This window comes from Vibrio sp. FE10, assembly GCF_030297155.1.
GTDB lineage: Bacteria > Pseudomonadota > Gammaproteobacteria > Enterobacterales > Vibrionaceae > Vibrio > Vibrio apostichopi.
Map to the genome: position 1 here is coordinate 2,064,001 of NZ_AP028067.1, position 18,942 is coordinate 2,082,942.

Annotated in this window: 15 protein-coding genes; all 15 read left to right on the plus strand. The window is 43.7% G+C overall.

Going from position 1 to position 18,942, the window contains the following annotated elements; genetic code table 11:
- Positions 1-206 precede the first annotated feature (206 nt).
- The 15 genes from QUF19_RS09340 (at position 207) to QUF19_RS09410 (ending at position 18,939) form a co-directional block, all read left to right on the plus strand.
- A complete protein-coding gene (locus QUF19_RS09340) occupies positions 207-2,189 on the plus strand; it encodes a type VI secretion system Vgr family protein (protein ID WP_286291807.1) in 1,983 nt (660 codons plus the stop codon).
- An 86-nt stretch (positions 2,190-2,275) separates the two neighbouring features.
- On the plus strand, positions 2,276-2,836 hold the full coding sequence (locus QUF19_RS09345) for a DUF6931 family protein (protein WP_286291808.1): 561 nt from the start codon (positions 2,276-2,278) through the stop codon (positions 2,834-2,836).
- Positions 2,837-2,860: 24 nt separating this feature from the next.
- The gene (locus tag QUF19_RS09350) at positions 2,861-3,160 is read left to right on the plus strand and encodes a PAAR domain-containing protein (RefSeq protein ID WP_017110734.1); all 300 of its coding nucleotides are present in this window, start codon (positions 2,861-2,863) and stop codon (positions 3,158-3,160) included.
- A gap of 220 nt (positions 3,161-3,380) precedes the next feature.
- Positions 3,381-4,841, plus strand: coding sequence for a type VI secretion system protein TssA (locus QUF19_RS09355; RefSeq protein WP_286291920.1), 1,461 nt, complete (start codon positions 3,381-3,383; stop codon positions 4,839-4,841).
- Positions 4,842-4,873: 32 nt separating this feature from the next.
- Positions 4,874-5,395: an Hcp family type VI secretion system effector gene (locus QUF19_RS09360; protein ID WP_192890588.1), complete on the plus strand. Its 522-nt coding sequence runs from the start codon at positions 4,874-4,876 to the stop codon at positions 5,393-5,395.
- Between the two features lie 19 nt (positions 5,396-5,414).
- Positions 5,415-5,918 carry a type VI secretion system contractile sheath small subunit gene (gene tssB, locus QUF19_RS09365; RefSeq protein WP_017110737.1) on the plus strand — a complete coding sequence of 168 codons (504 nt, stop codon included), beginning with the start codon at positions 5,415-5,417 and terminating at the stop codon, positions 5,916-5,918.
- The gene (gene tssC, locus QUF19_RS09370; protein ID WP_102277928.1) at positions 5,918-7,396 is read left to right on the plus strand and encodes a type VI secretion system contractile sheath large subunit; all 1,479 of its coding nucleotides are present in this window, start codon (positions 5,918-5,920) and stop codon (positions 7,394-7,396) included. The genes tssB and tssC overlap by 1 nt, the downstream gene beginning before the upstream one ends.
- Before the next feature lie 38 nt (positions 7,397-7,434).
- Positions 7,435-8,829, plus strand: coding sequence for a type VI secretion system contractile sheath domain-containing protein (locus QUF19_RS09375; RefSeq protein WP_286291932.1), 1,395 nt, complete (start codon positions 7,435-7,437; stop codon positions 8,827-8,829).
- Entirely contained in the window at positions 8,829-9,251 is a 423-nt protein-coding gene (gene tssE, locus QUF19_RS09380; RefSeq protein ID WP_050644664.1) for a type VI secretion system baseplate subunit TssE, read from the plus strand. The genes QUF19_RS09375 and tssE overlap by 1 nt, the downstream gene beginning before the upstream one ends.
- A complete protein-coding gene (tssF, locus tag QUF19_RS09385) occupies positions 9,244-10,995 on the plus strand; it encodes a type VI secretion system baseplate subunit TssF (RefSeq protein ID WP_286291935.1) in 1,752 nt (583 codons plus the stop codon). The genes tssE and tssF overlap by 8 nt, the downstream gene beginning before the upstream one ends.
- Before the next feature lie 64 nt (positions 10,996-11,059).
- Positions 11,060-11,992, plus strand: a complete 933-nt coding sequence (locus QUF19_RS09390; protein WP_286291937.1) for a type VI secretion system baseplate subunit TssG — start codon at positions 11,060-11,062, stop codon at positions 11,990-11,992.
- A 46-nt stretch (positions 11,993-12,038) separates the two neighbouring features.
- On the plus strand, positions 12,039-14,651 hold the full coding sequence (gene tssH / locus QUF19_RS09395; protein ID WP_286291939.1) for a type VI secretion system ATPase TssH: 2,613 nt from the start codon (positions 12,039-12,041) through the stop codon (positions 14,649-14,651).
- Positions 14,652-14,661: 10 nt separating this feature from the next.
- Positions 14,662-17,229: an MFS transporter gene (locus tag QUF19_RS09400; RefSeq protein ID WP_286291940.1), complete on the plus strand. Its 2,568-nt coding sequence runs from the start codon at positions 14,662-14,664 to the stop codon at positions 17,227-17,229.
- Positions 17,226-18,224 carry an ABC transporter substrate-binding protein gene (locus QUF19_RS09405; protein WP_102277935.1) on the plus strand — a complete coding sequence of 333 codons (999 nt, stop codon included), beginning with the start codon at positions 17,226-17,228 and terminating at the stop codon, positions 18,222-18,224. Before QUF19_RS09400 ends, QUF19_RS09405 begins: the two co-directional genes overlap by 4 nt.
- Positions 18,211-18,939, plus strand: a complete 729-nt coding sequence (locus QUF19_RS09410; protein WP_286291943.1) for a transporter substrate-binding domain-containing protein — start codon at positions 18,211-18,213, stop codon at positions 18,937-18,939. The genes QUF19_RS09405 and QUF19_RS09410 overlap by 14 nt, the downstream gene beginning before the upstream one ends.
- The last annotated feature ends 3 nt before the right edge of the window (positions 18,940-18,942 follow it).

Genomic DNA, 18,942 nt, shown 5'->3' on the forward strand with positions numbered 1-18,942 from the left:
CAATATAAATCAGCAACTAATTACCATAATTAATTTAATGGTATTTGTTTTCATAAAATGGAAACACCTCACGCCTTTGTTATGATGCTTATTATATTATTTACTTTATGCTATAAATTTAGATATAAAGTTTTAACATCAAGTCAGTTCGTTAGTATCGACATAACCTTATGTCAGAACATCTTCGAGCATTATCAGGCGAGCCTATGACGGATAATTTCTCCCCTTCTGCCAGCACGATTGTGGCAAAAGATTCTAAAAGCAACGAGCATGCAGTCAGCGATTTTGCTATTTCTGAGTACTTATCGAAGCCTTTTAAAATCGAATTCACAGTCATTTCAAAGAACTTCGTTATCGATGATCAACTGGGCCAAAAACTCTCTGTCACCCGCTTTGTTAATGACACCGATAACTTGACTGCGACGCGAGTATTCAACGGCATTGTTACACAAGTTCAACTGCTGGGTATGGATAGCAATCTGCAGTACTCTAGTTACCGCGTCACCCTAAGGCCGTGGTTTTGGTTATTGAAACACGCCCATTCTTTCCGTGTTTATCAAAGCCAGTCGACCAAAGACATCGTTTCAGACGTGCTAACCCAAGCCGGTTTCAGCGGATCCTTTAAGGCTGGCACGATGCCTTCATCGAAACGTGAATATTGTGTTCAATACGATGAAAGCGACTTTGATTTTGTAACACGCTTGTTGGCTGAGGAAGGTGTTCACTACTTTTTCCAACACAGCGATTCCGATCATCTAATGATGCTTCAAGATGCGCAGAGCCCTTTTCAAAAGTCTGATGCCAGTAAACTCGATATGATTGAAGTCCCTTCAGGCAGTAATCCACTCATCAATAAATGGATGCCACAAGGTCAGTTTCATGGTGCCAGCATCGAGTTAACCAGTTATGACTACTCACAGACTAAACTTGTGAGCAGTAAAGAGAAGAAATCCAGCCATACAATCGCTAACAATACCAAGTTAACGAAACAGTTTTATCCGAAACTTGGCATCACGGGTGGAATGGAAGATCTCGCCAGTAACCTAGTTAAACGACGTATCGAACAACTAGAGCAAAACTATCAAACTGTCGAAGCCGAAGCACAACACGATTCATTTGAATTGGGTACGTGGTTCTCACTGTCATCCCACTTAGACAAGTCTCAACTCGGCGATTATCTGGTCACGGAACTCCACATTCGATACAGCACTGAAAACCATTGCGAGGCACGCCTCACCCTACTTGATACTTCAATTCCTAATTACCCGACACCGCGAGATAAGGCCAGAATACACGGTCTACAAAGCGCAATTGTCGCAGGAAGCACCGCAGGGGAGATCAATCAAGATGACCAAGGCAGAGTTCGTATTCAATTTCATTGGGATACGGAAGCCTCTGGCGACAAAACAAGTTGTTATGTGCGTGTCGCTCAGATGATGGCAGGCAGTGGCTACGGTGCTCAGTTTATTCCGAGAGTAGGACAAGAGGTACTGGTCAGCTTTATAGATGGCGACCCAGACCAGCCGATTATTACAGGAAGTGTTTACAACAGTAAAAACCCGCCCCCTTACAAAGAAGCCAATTCGACCAAAACAGGTATTAGCACGAAGTTGAGTGGATTGGCCAATGAGCTCTATTTCGATGATAAGAAAGACAACGAGCTCTTGTATATGCACGCGACCAAAGACTTCACCAAAGAAGTGGAAAACAATCTGACTGAGACAATCAAAGGTGAGCTGCTACAGAAGACCACCAAGCAAGTTACCGTCTCAACAGAAGATAATTACACACTGAGTTCAGACAAAGCGATCAGTGAGAAAGGCAAATCAATCTCACTAGAAGCCGATGACAAGATAGAACTGACGGTAGGATCGAGCAAGATCACCATGTCTTCATCTTCCATCAGTATTGAAGCCAGCAACATTGATATTAAGGCGAGCAGCGCACTCAACCTTGAAGGGATGAATGTAACAAGCAAGGCAACATCCGCCAATAAGATATCCGGTGTCACAACGGCTCTCGAAGCAACAAGCTCCAACAGTATTAAAGGACTCAGTGTCGCCATTAAAGCGGATACGACACTGTCAGCTGAAGGGTCATTAAGTGCCGAATTCAAATCTGGTTTGAAAGGCACTTTCGATGGCGGTGTGATGGGTGAATTGAAAGGCGCAATTGTTAAGGTGAATTAATGTGTTCAAAGAAAGTCGACTATCAATATCAAATCGCGATGGAAGATCATCAGTCGCCACGAACAAAATTCAGGTAGAACGAAAACATGTATAAGAAAATTCCATATCAGACTGGCAGACAACTGCTCGACAGGTTCTCGAGCTCTGAAGAAGCACAAGCACTGATTGATGAAGAGCTCAACATTGATGATTCCATTGAAGCTTTATTGGAAAACGAACTCTATTTCGACTTGGTTCAGCTTCTTGCGCATGGGCTGCCTGTTCGAGAAGCTATTTGGTGGGGTGCGCATACACTCGATGCAAGAAATGATGTGTGGTCTACAATGCAAAAGCAGTGTATTTCAACAGCCAAGGCTTGGGTAAAATCTCCTTCAGAAGAACAGAGGCGTAAGAGCGAGCTCTTTTCCAACAAGCTTAAATTGAATTGCGGGCCATCTTGGTTGGCTCAAGCCGTATTCTGGAATGGAGCTGGCAGTATCGTGGCACCAGATTTACCCAGCGTTCTGCCCGACCCGTTCCTATACTCTAAAGCAGTTGCAGGCGCGATCAACCATTCAGCGGCCTTACCCAATTGGGATAAAACCAACGAGTACTATAAGAAATCCGTTGGTATTGCTCTCGAGCTTGCCAAAGGCAGCAAATCATAAAGTTACGGATGACAGGAGTGAACGATGACATTAGCCGCACGATTAACTGACATGCATGTTTGCCCAATGCAGACACCCGCGGTTCCACCTATCCCCCATGTAGGCGGGCCAATCAGTGGACCCGGTGTACCAACAGTTCTCATTGGCAATATGCCAGCCGCAACGCTTGGAGACATGTGCGTTTGTGTCGGACCTCCAGATAGCATCATCAAAGGCAGTGCCACTGTGCTCATAATGAGTAAACCCGCTGCGCGTATGGGCGATACTACGAGCCACGGAGGTACGATTGTTCTTGGTATGCCAACCGTGATGATTGGCGGTTAAATACCTTACATTTCATGGGGTTTCAAAAAATCGTGACATCGGTCCACTTTCTTAGATGAAGTTCAAAGTTTTAAGTAAATATCTATTTTGCATGAGACTTTTCAAGAAAAAGCTCTAGAATTAATAAATGTTAACAAGTGTTTACGAAACATAAGGAATATGTATCTAAAATAACACTTTGTGCGAGCGGGATAACAAATAGATTTTTTACAGGATGTATATGACAGAAATCGCCAACCTACTTGTTCCAATCTCGGATGAAGAGCCTTCAGGCTCTTATTTGAAGTTAGATCGAAGTGCCTATCGCAGTTTGAGAAACGTTTACAATAGCGCTCAATCTTCATTTCGACAGTTGGTTGAAACGCCTGATGCTTCTTCTGATCCCGCCATTGTTGACGCCAATACAGAAAATTGGGCTGAATTGAAAAGGGTTTCAGAAGAAACACTGACTTCCCAATCCAAAGACCTCGAGATATTAGGCTGGTACATCACTAGCCAACTTTTCACTTCACAACCATTTCATAACTTTGCTAACGCTGTCCCTGCTCTGAATCTTTTCATCGACCAATTTTGGGACACACTTAATCCAATGCTGCCAGAAGCTAAACTCAAAGCTGCTGACGATGCAGGGAAAGCAAAGGAGATGACTGAATTCCGAACAAAACCCCTACTTCAACTGGTTGGTGAGTCGTTTGACTCAAGCTCTGTGTATATCCCCTTTCAAATGCTCGATTTTTGCGCTGGTGTCACATTCGGTGATTACCTCACCGCTGAGCGTAAAGGCAACATTGCAGAGCTGAAAGAAACAGCGTTAAGTTCATTTGATCAAAGCGTTTCAGAGACACTCTTTCAATTAGCGAGTATTTATAGTGAATTGGAAGTTGCTGAGAAAAGCCTAGCTGAAAAATGCCAAGCCGTTGGCGCAACCGTTATCAGTTTCAACTTCATCAAGACCAACGTACGTGACCTGATTAAAGCGATACATTTTCTTGTTGGAGAAAAATTCGCGCCTTGGCCTTTAGATAATGACTTCCACATTCTACAGAACGCAGCTGAGGAGCCTCAGCAAAGCGATTCGATACATTCGGCATCCCAACAAGCAAACTCAACCTCGAACGACTCAGGTTCTGAACCTGAAGCAAGCCAATATTCAGGGCAAGCTAGTCCCGTGAATCAAGGCAACGGAAACGTTGCTAGTGGCAGTCCAGTTCAGACAGCGAACGGTCAACCTACTCAAACTCAAATGACCGTACAAAATGTATCGAGAATCAACGGCATTGTGAATCGTGACCATGCGTTTCAAGAGATCAGAAAAATCGCGGAATACTTTAAAGAAACAGAGCCTCATAGCCCTATCGCTTTCTTACTTGAGCGCTCTATTCGCTGGGGTTACATGAGCTTTCCTGAATTACTCCAAGAAATGGTTGGCAATGAAAGTGTCATAGCCCAGATCAATCAAATGACCGGAATGGACAACCTAGACAAGCTCGACTTGTCGGGAAAGTCGGTTCCTTTAACAACTTCCGCTCCGGTGAGAACTCCGGTAGCGACCTCGACTATTGAAGAGCCAGCAGCCGTATCGCCAGTTCCTGATAGTTCAAATAGCACGACAGATACAAACCAAACATCTGAATCGACTTCCAACTCATCATCGAGCAGCCTGCAAGATTTTGAGTGGTAAAGCACATTAATGCGTTGAGCAAGGAGAAAGTAATGGCTTCTATTTTTATGAGAATTGAGGGTACGACACCAAAAGGTGCGGCAACTGTAGAAAAAATCGGGGGTAAAGATGGATTCTTTGCACTTGATAGCGTTTCTTGGAGTGCAGTACGTGGTGTTGGTATCGATGTAGGTAATGCAAACAATGCGGACCAAGGCATGGTTGCTCTTGGTGAAGTCAACATGACGCGTGGCTGTGATGGTGCAACACCACATCTAACCACATTCTTATATGCGCCGGGTCCAGAAGGCCGCACTGTTGAAATCGTGATGACAAAACCAAACCGCGAAGGTTCTGGTGCTGATCCATACCTGATTCTAACGCTAAAAATGGCTCGTATGTCTAGCTACAACATGTCAGGTACCGATGGTTCACTTCCAAGCGAATCTTTCAGTTTAACCTACACACAAATTTCTAAGGCTTACTACATTGAAGCAGACGGCGGTAAGATCGAGAAAGGCCCTGAGGTTGGCTTCGATGCTACTACAGCTAAAGTCACTTCGACTGCTAAGTAATTAAACAAGGAGAGTTACCGTGGCACTAAATTCCCAACATAAACGCGTAAGTAAGAACCGCGTAAGTATTACCTATGACGTTGAGACTAATGGCGCTGTAGAAACCAAAGAGCTCCCTTTTGTTGTTGGGGTTATTGGTGACTACTCGGGCCATAAACAAGATAAAGAAGAAGTAGAAGATCGTACCTTCTATAACGTTGATAAAGACAACTTCGACACTGTAATGAAGCGTGTTGGCCCAGAGCTATCATTGAAAGTCGATAACGTTCTTGCGGGTGATGACAGCCAATTCGCGGCGAGCCTTAAGTTCAATTCGATGAAAGATTTCGAACCTGAAGCGATTATCGAACAGGTTGAACCGCTTAAGAAGCTAGTCGAAACCCGTAATCAACTGAAGGTACTGCTTTCTAAAGCCGATCGTTCTCGCGACCTAGAAAAGCTACTTAAAGAAGTTCTACAAAGTGCAGATACGATTAATGCTCTTTCTGATGAGCTTGGTATTAAAGAAGAAGGAGCTGAGTAATGAGTACTGAAACTGAGAATCAAGCGCAACCGGAGGCGGCGGAAGGCTCACTGAGCTTCCTAGACCGTGCGATTGAAGCAACCACTCAAACACCTGCTGACACAACGAAAGAACTGTTTTCTGTACTGACAGAACAAGCGCTTTCTGGCACGGTCACGTGGGATAAGAACGTTACAAAGACCATTGAAAACGCTATCTCTGAGATTGACAAGAAACTGTCTCAACAGTTATCTGAAGTCATGCAACAGAAAGACCTACAAAAGCTTGAAGGTTCTTGGCGTGGTCTACAAAAACTGGTAAAAGAGAGCGAACTTGGCCGTGATCTTAAGATCAAAATGGTCGATTACACTCAAGAAGAACTGCTTGATCAATTCGAAGATGCACCTGCGATTGACCGTAGCCCACTATTCAATGCAGTTTACCAAGGCGAATTCGGTACTGCTGGTGGTGAACCTTACGGTACATTCATTGGTGACTACGAGTTTAGCGCCAAAGATGAAGATGTTGCCCTACTTCGCTACATGGGTGAAGTTGCTGCAGCGTGTCATGCACCCTTCATTGCTGCTGCAAATGCTGAGATGTTCGAGTTTAACGACTTCCAAACGTTCTCTGAAGGTAAGCCGGTAGCCGCTGGTTTCGACTCTCCTGCTTACGCAGCATGGAATTCATTCCGTGAGAGTGATGATGCACGTTACGTAACGCTAACACTGCCTCGCACGCTGGCTCGTCTACCTTATGGTGACAAAGGTCTAAGTACGGATGTGTTCTCTTATGAAGAGCTTGGCACTGATATGGATGGCAACCCTAAACCAACCAGCAATGATCAGTTAGTTTGGTCAAATGCAGCGTATGATTTGGGTCTAAAAATGACTCAAGCTTATACCGCTTCGGGCTGGTGTACTTCCATTCGTGGACTTGATAACGGTGGTAAGGTCGAAAACCTTCCTAACCTAACTTACAAGTCTGAAGCTGGCGATCTACTTCAGCAGTGTCCAACAGAAGTTAACCTGACTGATGAGCGCGAGAAAGAGCTTTCTGACCTTGGTTTCCTTCCTTTGGTTCACTACAAGAGCTCTAACTACGCAGTATTCATCGGCGGTCAAACAACTCAGAAGCCTAAAACTTTCACTGACCCAGATGCAACTGCAAACGCTGCAATTTCTGCCCGCCTGCCTTACATCATGGCGAGTAGCCGTATCGCCCACTACTTGAAAGTAATGGGTCGAGACAAATTAGGCTCGAACCTTGAAGCTCCTGATATTAAACGAGAGCTACAACTATGGATCGACCAATACACCAACGCTGGTGCAATTGGTAATGAGCAACGTGCAAAAACCCCTCTTTGTGAATCTCGCATTGAAGTGGTCGAGCAACCTGGTAAGCCGGGTGCCTACTCAGCAGTCGCTCATTTAAGACCTTGGTTACAACTTGAAGAACTGACAACTTCAGTTCGAATGGTTGCGAAGATTCCAGGCTAATATGGATTTGGCCGGAGCAATCCGGCCAAAAATTTTGTATGAAGTTAAATACAGAATGGCAAAACAAATTCAATCAATTAGATGACACAGATAATACCTTTATGAAAGAGGCTTTATCTCTGTTATCTGAGATAGACAAACACTCCTTAAGCTCTAAATCCTCACTAATTTCATTGATATCAACACTTATATCAACAATCGATACTAAGCTCAGTTTGCAACTTGATGAAGTCTTACATGAACCTGAGTTTCAAAAGCTAGAACGTAACTGGCTAAGCCTTCAACAACTTGTTTCCCTCCCCGTCAGCTACCAAAGAGCACATGTGAAGCTGCTCGATATGAATTGGGCGGAGATCTCTAGTGACGTCAATCAAGCCTATTCAACCAAATCCAGTGACTTGTATAACAAGATCGGCAATAACGAACTGAATACCTTAGGTGGACACCCTTTTGGTTGCATCACGTTTAGTCACCCTATTTCGATGGACATCGATTTTGACGCTGATTACGACGACCTGTTTACCGTAGAACTGTTAGGTAAATTAGGCGAAGCGACACTCTGCCCTATGTTGTTTTCGCCAGTATCCACGTTCTTTGGTGAAAGCGGCGCCGATTGGTTATCAGACATTGAGCGTATCAACAAAATCCTTTCCGGCCCTGATTTTAAGGCGTGGCAAGATTTACGAAGCAAACCCAGCTCTCGATTTATCGGCATGGCGCTTCCTCAAGTACGCCTTCGTGATGCTTACAAAAACCGACGCGCTGGCTTTATTTATAACGAGCAAGGTAAAGGCGCTTGGGGTTTAGCCAATATGGTGCTTGCGACCACTATCATGCGCGAGTTTCACCGTGTGAACTGGTTTGGTTTTTTGAAATCCCGTTGGAACGATAAGCTTCAAGGCGCCGTCATCAACCTCCCTACGAATCACTATTTCGATAGTCACCTGCAAAAGCCAGTAACGGACATTAGCTTGTTCGGACAACTGTCGAATTTCTACGCGCAGAGCGGCTTTATCCCATTAGCGAAGAGTCCTTTAACCGATAAGTTTTACTTCAATGGGAACAATTCGATTTGGCAGTGCGGACAAAGTGACAACGACAAAGTGCTTACTCAGATTCAAACCACACTGATGTCTTGTCGAATTGCGCACTACTTAAAAGTTCAAGTAAGAGAAATGATCGGTAGCTTCAACAACGCCACAGAATGTGAGTTATTTTTGACGCACTGGATTGACAAGTTCTCGAGCAACGTTTCCTTCGCTAATGAAGAAACCTTATCCAAATACCCATTAAGTTTCGCCAAAGTGAGTGTCACTGAGTCAAGCTCTCAAGCTGGCAGCTTCGCCTGTACTTTACGTATCGTTCCTCAATACCAGTTTGACTATTTCAGTGGTGAAGTGGTTCTAACGACTGACCTAAACGAGGTGGCGTAATGAGCTTTTGGAAAACCTTCATCAGTGATTCAAAGCCCTATCAGGATGCTGAAATTGAAGACATCAAGTTCCATCTCACCAAACTCTTAGAAGCAGAAGCATCACTGACCGATATCGATAACAGGTTGGTTGAAGTCAACCGTTCTAATTTGAAGTTTGGCATCGAAGATATTCAGTTACTGAGTGCGACCCTTGAAAAGACTCAGCTCACCCTACGCATAGAAACATGGATAAAGAGCTTTGAACCACGATTACACGACATCTCCGTTGAGCTTGGAGAACGTAAAGAAGGTGACAACTCATTGTCGTTCAACATCATCGCCAAGGTCAAAACCAGCCATGGTGAACAGGATCTTATCTTTGATTCCAAAATCGCATTAAGCGACTTAACGACCTCTTTAGAAGAAGATAACTATGACTGAACCTATTATGCGTTACTTCGAGCAAGAACTGGCCTTTGTGCGCCGTTCATTAGGACAGTTTGGTCAGGAATATCCGACGCACGCTGAAAAGCTCAATATTCATCAAGGTAAGATCGAAGATCCAAGTATGGCTCGCCTACTAGATGGCGTAGCACTGCTGAATGCGAAGGTAGAAAAGAAACTCTCAGAGCAGCTACCTGAAGTCATTGAAGGCATTTTAAGTGTCCTCTACCCTTCTTATATTCAAACGGTTCCTAGTGTTGCTTATCTTGAATTGCTTGCCGAAGATGGCCCGATTGAGTCGAGTACTTTGCCAAAAGGTTCGCTGTTTTCGAGCACCAACACCAAAAACGAATGCCTATTTAGAACCGTTGACGAACTCAAAATAGCCCCGTTTAATTTAGGTAACATCAAGGCTTTAAGCGCTCCATTTAGCTTTAACAGACCAAAATCAGCCAATCAAAGCTCTGCCGTTGTTCAGATATCTTTAAGTACCGGCGACCCAGAAGTACATTTCAGCCATTTGGAATTAAATGATCTCGATTTCTTCGTCAAAGGGTTTGAAAACAACGCAGACTCACTAGTCGAGCTTCTTCTCAACAATACCTTATCGATCTCGATTTCAGACAGTGAATGCGCTCGACACGTCACTGTCGATAGCCACCAGCTTAAGAATCGAATCAGCGACCTAGAGTTTAAATTTCTGCCGGAACACGGTAATCAATTTACGGGTTATCAACTGATCAACGAATTCTTCTTTTTTAAAGAGAAGCGACAGTTCTTCAGACTTAAGAACTTCGCCGAATACGCCAGCCAGTTTGACGAATCAGAACTCGTCATTAACTTGTTCATGTCGTCATTACCGTCTGAGTTTATCCGCCTATTCAATAAAGATGTCTTTAAGCTCAATGTGATACCCGCGATTAACTTGTTCGAACAAACAGGCGAGCCGATCCCATACGATCACAGAACCCTTTCTGTTCCAGTCAATGCCGACGCGCACAGTGACAACAATATCGAAATCATTGAAATTCAGAACGTTTACGAAATCACGCCCAATGGTGAAATACCTTTGGTCCCTCTTTTTAAAGAAAAATATTCGCACAACCAACAGTACGACTACTGGCAAAGCAAACACAATCACTTCGGTGAAATGAGCATTGCGATTTCGTTATCTGAAACGCCAAACACTGAATTCAGTAAGCTGCTCGGCACTCACTTACTGTGTACTAATGGTAAACAGGCTTGTGGTGTGAGCGGCACTTTGGAATGCCTAGAGAGTATTGATTTACCCGGTGAATTTTCACCTATTTATCCACCTTCAGCACCTATTCCAAAAGAAGTAGACCAAAACATCCATTGGGAATTTATTAGTTTGCTGAACACCAACTTTTCATCATTGGTGCAATCAAGTAATCCAGTGGCTGACCTTAAGCACATGTTGAGTTTGTGCAGTCGTGAACAGGTATCAAGCGCTGAAATTCAGATGATTCACTCCATTACATTTAACTCTCAAGTGTCCGCTATTCGCGTATTGGGCAAAAACGTGTTCTCTCCCGGTACAGAGATTGAACTGACACTTGATGCGACCTCCCCTTATTTGGCGTTTGCCGATGTGTTGAATCGCTTCTTCCAGCAGTTTTGTAGCTTTGACCGATATATTCAACTCAAGGTCCGTATCTACGGACGAGATGGTGTCATTAAGAAGTACCCTAAAATTCACGGCAGTCAATTGTGCTTATAGCTCAGCGAATATCGGTAACACCGCCAACGATACATAGCCAAAGCGATGGTCATAGGGAGATGATATGAAGCACTTCATCGAAGATTTAGCGACTCAGCCTGAAAAGTACGACTTCTCTCAGGCAATGAGATTGTTGGAACAACTTCAATCCCAAAGTACGACGCCGTTGCAGATCCAATTAAAATCTGAGGCTATGCCGACAGGTAACCCTCAAGAAATTCAGTACTTCTCGTTAAAGGGAAATAAGGCCAAGCTCAGACTAGCGAAGCAAGCGCTCTCTGGCGTTAAAGGCGTGATACCCAATTATATTTACGAAGAGTTGTTAGCTGCGATACACAATGAAGATCATTCGTTGCAAGATTTTCTAGACGTGTTTAATCAACGACACTTTGAAATCACCTATCGAACCAATGCACGACGTTGGTTGCTGGTTGAAAGCGAACAAAACCCGAAAAAAACAGCATTGTTAAACCACTTTGCAGCGCTAGGGAAAGAGCACAAAGAGTACCTGCAATATTCACTGTTACTGAGCCAACAAAGCCGCAGCCTTACCGCTTTGAAAAAGATCTTAAACGACTTCTTCCCTTACTCGATAGAGGTTGAATGTAAAACCTTTGAACGACGCCTTTTACCGGCGGATTCATTGACTCGAATCGGTACAAATCAGGATTTCAACAGTCGCTTAGGGCAAGGCTTTTTAGTAGGAAGAACCTGCCTCGCTCATTTTAATAACTTGAGTATTTTTGTTACACCGGAAAACAGACATGAGTTTTTAGAAATTCAGCAAGATGACCAATTTGCCAAAGCAGTGTTGTCTTTAACACAGCATTACTTAAAAGACAGCACGCCTGTTGCCATTTACCTGAACGTTAAGCGTTCATATTTAACCAGACCCCGTTTATCAAGCAACGTTTCTATTGCCGCTCGTTTAGGTGAGATTGACTACCTAGCACCGGAACGTAACCCCAATGAAACCGTAAAGATTTTGCTTTTGTAGTTCGTAATACGGAATGTATAGATTATAGAGATACAAGGAATTGACTATGACACAAGTAACTCTCACTAACTTAGTAGGAAAGCTATCTCCCGAGCTAAAGCAAGCGCTGGAAGCGTCGGCGGGCGCGGCAATGAACCAAGGTGTTGGAGCGATAGAAACAGAACACTGGATTCTTCAACTTATCTCGCAGAAAGACGCAAAACTCATGGCGCTGTGCGAATCTCAAAAGCTTTCATTAGACGCACTAGTTAATGAACTGACCAAGAAAATATCTATGTTGCCTAAAGGCAATGAAGGTCAGCCAACATTAAGCCATAGCTTAACTGAACTGATCAAAGATGCTTGGATGATTGCCTCTGTAAACTACGGTCACGGTGAGATTGTCAGCTTGCACCTTATTCAAGCGCTGATGCAACAAAACGTGCTCGGCGTAAGTACCCTGCAGCTTGAAACGTTAAGCAGTGTGTCATTAGAGTCTCTGCAAGGTCTGATCAAGAAAACTCCTATTGCACGTAACGCTGCCTCCTCCTCTGCCAGTGGAACTGTCGACACCACACCCGCTGGCAACGACGCATTAAGCAAATACACCGTCAACCTGACTCAACAAGCGATTGACGGTAATATCGACCCAATTTCTGGCCGTAATGCCGAAGTAAGAAAAGCGATTGATATCTTATGTCGTAAACGCCAAAACAACCCGATTATGGTAGGTGAACCTGGTGTAGGTAAAACTGCTGTTGTCGAAGGCTTAGCGCTAAGAATCGCGGCAGATGAAGTCCCGAGTGCGTTGCAAGGTGTACAAATTCACTCTTTAGATCTTGGGTTACTGCAAGCTGGCGCAAGCGTTAAAGGTGAGTTTGAAAACCGCCTCAAAGACGTCATCAACGAAGTGAAAAGCTCCGAAATTCCTATCATCGTTTTCATCGATGAGGCTCATACGCTCATTGGTGCAGGCGGTGCTGCCGGACAAAACGACGCAGCCAACCTTCTCAAACCTGCGCTAGCACGTGGTGAATTCAAAACCATTGCAGCGACAACTTGGGCTGAATACAAAAAGTACTTCGAAAAAGATCCGGCTCTAACACGTCGATTCCAAGTCGTAACCATTGAAGAGCCTAACGCTGAAGATGCAATGCAAATGCTGCGTGGCGTAGCCGCTTCATTGCAAGCTCACCATGGAGCGTTTATCGCTGAATCAGCAATCGAAGCAGCGGTTAACTTATCAATCCGTTACCTACCAAGTCGTCAATTACCCGATAAAGCAATCAGCCTGCTTGATACCGCCAGTGCTCGAATTGCACTGACACAAGGTGCGAAGCCTGAGGTATTGGAAACGCTAGAGCAGACAATTCGTTATCAAGAAAACGAGAAATCCGCGCTTGAGAAAGAAGACGCCTTGTTCTCGAACAGTGCCGAGTTAATCAAAGAACTCACTCTATCAATTGAAGAAAACCAAAAAGCATTGGCTGCTTATTACACGCGTTGGGAGAAAGAGATTGAGTTAGTCGACCAAGTCAAATCTGTTCAGCAAGAGATAACGGAAGAACAAGAGCAAAACGCGGTTGATTCCAACAAACAGAAGCAACTCGATACTCTAAGAATTGAATTAGCGGACTTACAAGGTGAAGAGCCTTTGGTTTATGCCATGGTTGACGACAACACCATCGCGCAAGTGATTGCCAATTGGACAGGTATCCCTGTGGGCAACATGATGAGTGATGAAATCGCTAAGCTGCTTACCTTGGAAGACGAGCTTAATACTCGAGTGATTGGCCAAGATGTCGCGAAGAATGAGCTCGCAAAAGCGATTCGTATATCACGTGCTGGTTTAACCGATAATCGTAAACCCATTGGTGTGTTCTTGATGTGTGGCCCAAGTGGTGTGGGTAAAACCGAGACCGCCATGGCGCTTGCGGAGCAACTTTACGGAGGTAGCAACGACCTTACCGTCATCAACATGACCGAGTTCAAAGAGGAACATAAGATCTCGATGCTACTCGGTTCGCCTGCCGGTTATGTCGGCTTTGGTGAAGGTGGTGTTCTAACAGAAGCTATCCGACGCAATCCTTACTCTGTGCTTCTATTGGATGAGATGGAGAAAGCTCACCCTGGCGTACATGACTTGTTCTATCAAATCTTCGATAAAGGCCATATCAAAGACAGTGAAGGTCGAACCGTCGATTTCAAAAATACCATCATCATCATGACATCGAACGCAGCCGATCAAGCTATCTGTGATGTGTGCGCTAAAACCACAGACCGTATCGACAACGATGAGTTACTTGAAGCAATTCGTCCAGATTTACAGCAGTACTTTAAGCCTGCTTTCTTAGGCAGAACAACGATTGTTCCTTACTACCCGCTAAATGATGAAGAGCTCGCGAAGATCACTGAGATCTCGCTCAATCGAATCAAGAAGAAACTTGCAGAGCAATATCAGGCTTCATTCACTTGGGACGCGGATTTCATTCAGTTCGTGGTTGACCGAAATACCGATCCTACGACGGGTGGACGTGCTGTTGAACAAATCATTAATCGTTCATTGATGCCTAGATTGGCTGAAGAATGTATTGGTCGACTCAGCCGTAGCGAACCGATAACTCAAGTCACTGTTAGCGCGACCAACAACAGTGCCGACTTCGATTTATCTATTAAGTAGGTCTTAACCAATGAACAGCAAAGCCAGCCAAAACTTGACCAAACCTTCATTACTTAACCTGTCTCTTCGGGTTAAGTTGATGTTGGCCATCATGGCGGTTTTGCTGTTTTCCATCACCTTAAATGCTACGTTAAACTATTTCAATTTCGAGAAGAGGCTGACTGAAACCTCAGATTCTATCTATGAGATTGTGTTGGAAGAAACACATAACGATATCAATCAAGCCATCAGTTTGGGCTTACCCCTTTCAGCGATATCCAACATCCAAGGTATGTTGGACCGCCGTTTAAAAATCGTCGACGGCATTACCGCCTTGGTGGTCGTCTCAACTTCAGGTGAACGACTATTTGGTACCGGAGAAGGAAATCAAGAAAATGACCGTCAGCTATCGCTCGATATCACTAACTCCTTTGGTTTAGTTGAGGGCCAAGTTAAGCTCTACTATTCGACAACGCTATTAGAGCAACAGAAAACCTTTATACTCAAGCTCCAGTTTCTCTATTCGGCGATTTGGATACTGCTCTCTTGCCTGTTTGCCTTTATCGCCTTGAAGTACCTATTGGAAGGTATTGTAAGCCGAGTAAAAGGCGCAACTGCAATATTTGAATCCTCTACCGATTCAGATGAGTTACTTCCAACCATTACCCAAGCTCACAAGGCGCTTCAATCCCAAAACTCATTGTCTAAGTTTGAGAAGTTGAAAAACAAGCACTTTCCGGTGTTTATCATCTCACTTGCTATCCTTTTAACGATAATTTCTAACCTAGGGGTTTCGTATCAATCGCTAGACAAGTTTTCCCAACTCTACGAAGTGAAACTAGAACAGAAATCCAACCTAATTGGCGACTCATTAAACCAAATGATCAAAGGGTTACTCGACAAAGGCGTTCCCGACAACAAACTGCATGGCTTAGAAGATGAATTTGCTTTCTTCGTTGACCACCATAGCGAGATTCTGTCGATAAACTTCGAAGGTCAGTCCGGCACTTCCTATCGTTATCCAGCAGAATACGTTGAGCACCCTTCAATTCGAGAATCGACGTTCTCACTCAACAACAGCCATACGATTCAATTAAACGTCACCACAGATAACAATTTGATCATCAATCTACTCAAAGAAAGCGTCATGGACATGATTACTGTCTTGGTCGCCTCTTGCCTTGTGGTGGCCGAAATCATTCTGTTCATGTGTAACTTCATGATCATTTCACCTTGGAACCAAGTAAAGAAAGTCTTCATGTTGGTGAATCGCGACATCGTTAATCATTTGGCAAAGATCTCTACGCGCGATGAAATTGGCAAACTACTCAACCTTACGAATCAAGCCATTACTAAACTGAACCCAAACCAGCCATCTCAAGATATCGACAAACAAGACTTTCGATTCATTCGCTTACCCCTATTTTTATTGGTGTTCTCAGAGGCGTCTTCGCTGGCTTTTTTCCCTAGATTTGTCTCTTCGCTGGAAAACACCACCGGCTGGATTCCTGAAAACCTTGTCACTAGCTTACCCATTTCCCTATTCATGCTTTGCTGGGCTATCTCGCTGCCGTTTGCAGGTTATTGGTCAGACAAAGTAGGCAGAAGACATTCGTTAATGACTGGAGGGCTGATCACTTGTTTTGGTTTAGTCGCGACGGCTTTCATTCAATCTTTAGAATTCTTGCTGATAGCGCGCGCTTTTACGGCAGTCGGCTACGGCATCGTATTCATTTCAGCGCAAGGCTATGTCTCAGATACCACCAATGATTCTAATCGCACTAAAGGCATGGCGACTTTCTTGTCATCATTTTTCTCTGGTTCTTTATGTGGTGCTGCTATCGGAGGCATCTTAGCGGAGAAACTTGGGTACTCAGAAACGTTTATGCTCGCCGGACTATTAGCAACACTCAGTGTGTTACTCGTCTATGTGTTTTTTGAAAAATCAAACACCGGAAACTCAAGCAAGCCAGTTAAGTTAAAAGACTTTAAACTGCTGTTGAGCAATAAGTATTTTGCCTTAATCACGATATTCAGTGCCATACCTGCGAAGATCGTGCTCACTGGTTTCCTCTACTACATCTGCCCTGTTTATCTGCAATTCCTTGGCGAAAGTAGCTCTGTTTCTGGGCGTGTGATTATGGCCTACGGCCTTGCCATCATATTAATTTCACCATTGAGTGCCATTTTGGTCGATAAGCTCAAAAACAAAATGGCCTTTATCTTCATTGGCGGACTACTTTCGTCCCTTGCCTTGCTCAACTTCTATTTTTTCCAAGGCACATTAGGGTTGCTACTTATCGTGATTATTATTGGTATCGCACACGGCATCTGTGTTTCTCCTCAAATACCTTTAGTCATCGACCTACTTTCTGGGCAAGGGATCGAGAAAGGTAAAATCATCGGTATCTTCAGGCTTACAGAGCGTATTGGTAATATCGCAGGGCCAATGCTCGCTGGAGTATGTTTAAGTATCTTCGGTTACGACCAAACCATTCTTATATTTGGCGCGTCACTACTCGCAAGTTCCTTTAGCTTAATTGTCTTTTTCTCAATATTTCTGAAGTCTGATAAACAGAAGCTAGGGGTTCAATCATGAGATTTATAGTGTTCGTCCTTAGCTTTATTTTAATAACTCCACTCTCCTTTGCTAAAAGTGACGAAAAACATGTCATTCTTTTATTATGGCGAGGGGTAACCGATGCCGAACAAGGGTTCATGGATTATTTATCCCAACACGTCGATGTAAGATTTACGATTCTTGATGCCAATAGAGATAAAGCACAGCTCAAACAACACATTCAAGATCTAGAATATAAAGATGCCGATCTCATTTACTCCTTCGGTACGACTATCACCTTGAATTTATTAGGGACTTATACAGAACCCAGCGAATTTAGAATGAATAATTCGACGCCTGTTGTATTCAGTATTGTGACCGACCCTGTGGGTTCTAAGTTGATTGCTGATTTATCTTCAGACGATAGGAATTTCACTGGTGTATCGCACATCGTACCCCATGAAATACAGTTTAAAGCGATAGAAAAACTCAATAACATTTCAAGCCTTGGGGTTATATATAACGCTGACGAAAATAATTCGATTATCACCGCAAATAAAATGATGGAGTTATCGGAAATTTATAACAAGCGTGTTATGTTGTACCCACTAAACATTGATAAAAGCAAGTCAAACAGCGACTTAATTAACCTCACGATAAACAATATGAAACGTGATGGTGTCGATATGGCTTATTTACCACCTGATTCATACATCATCACCCAAGGAGGGGAAGTCGTATCAGGGCTACATTCGAAAGGTATCCCCACATTCTCGGCAACTGAAAGCCCAATAAGAAACCATAAAGCCTTATTTGGTATTGTCAGCCGTTACTACAATGTTGGTCAATTTGCTGGATACAAAGCGAAAAACATATTGAAAGGAACTCAGAAAGCTTCAGACATTCCGATAGAGTCACTTAGCCAATATTCTTATATTGTTAATATCGAAGCCGCACATAAGCTCGACTATTACCCGCCAGTGTCAATATTGAAGATCTCTGAAGTGATAGGACACTCTAATGATGTTAACTAGAGCCTCTACCATCAAATTATCGCTAATCACCCTACTCATCTCGACGTTTTGGTCGGTGAGTGCTTCTGCTCAAGTGAAAATTGGGCCATCGCGCCTAATGCTTACCACACAAGATTGGCCGCCGTACCAAACCTATGAGAACGCTTCGATGCAAGGCATCGCATTAGACAAGGTTAAATGCGCGTTAGGCATGATGGGACAGCCTTATCAGCTGACTATGACCACTTGGTCTGATGCACAATTGCGTGTTCACAGTGGCAGCCAACACGGTTTCTTCGTTGCAACCCAAACCTCAGAACGTGATGAATACGCAACGCTCTCAGCACCTATCGCAAAACAAACCTTGAATTGGTATTTTGGCCCAGGAGTAGAGCCGAAGGTTGATGAATTGTCAAAATTAAACCTTAACTTTTCTGCCAAATTTGGCTCAAACAAATGGTTTTGGCTAAAACGTAATGGATTTAACGTCGTTAAGCAGCCACGAGATGCTAAAGTATTACTAAGACTTTTAAAACAAAGGGAAATTGATGTTGTTTTAGAGGATGAGTTGGTCTTTAAAAGAGAACTGGATAAAGCCTCTCTACCACTCGATTACTTCAATTCGACGAACTTAGATACCAAGGATATGGGGGTCTACTTCTCGAATCGATTCCTTAAAACCTATTCAGGTTTCTTAGACAGTTTTAACTCAGCCATATCCAAGTGCAAGGAGTAGCCA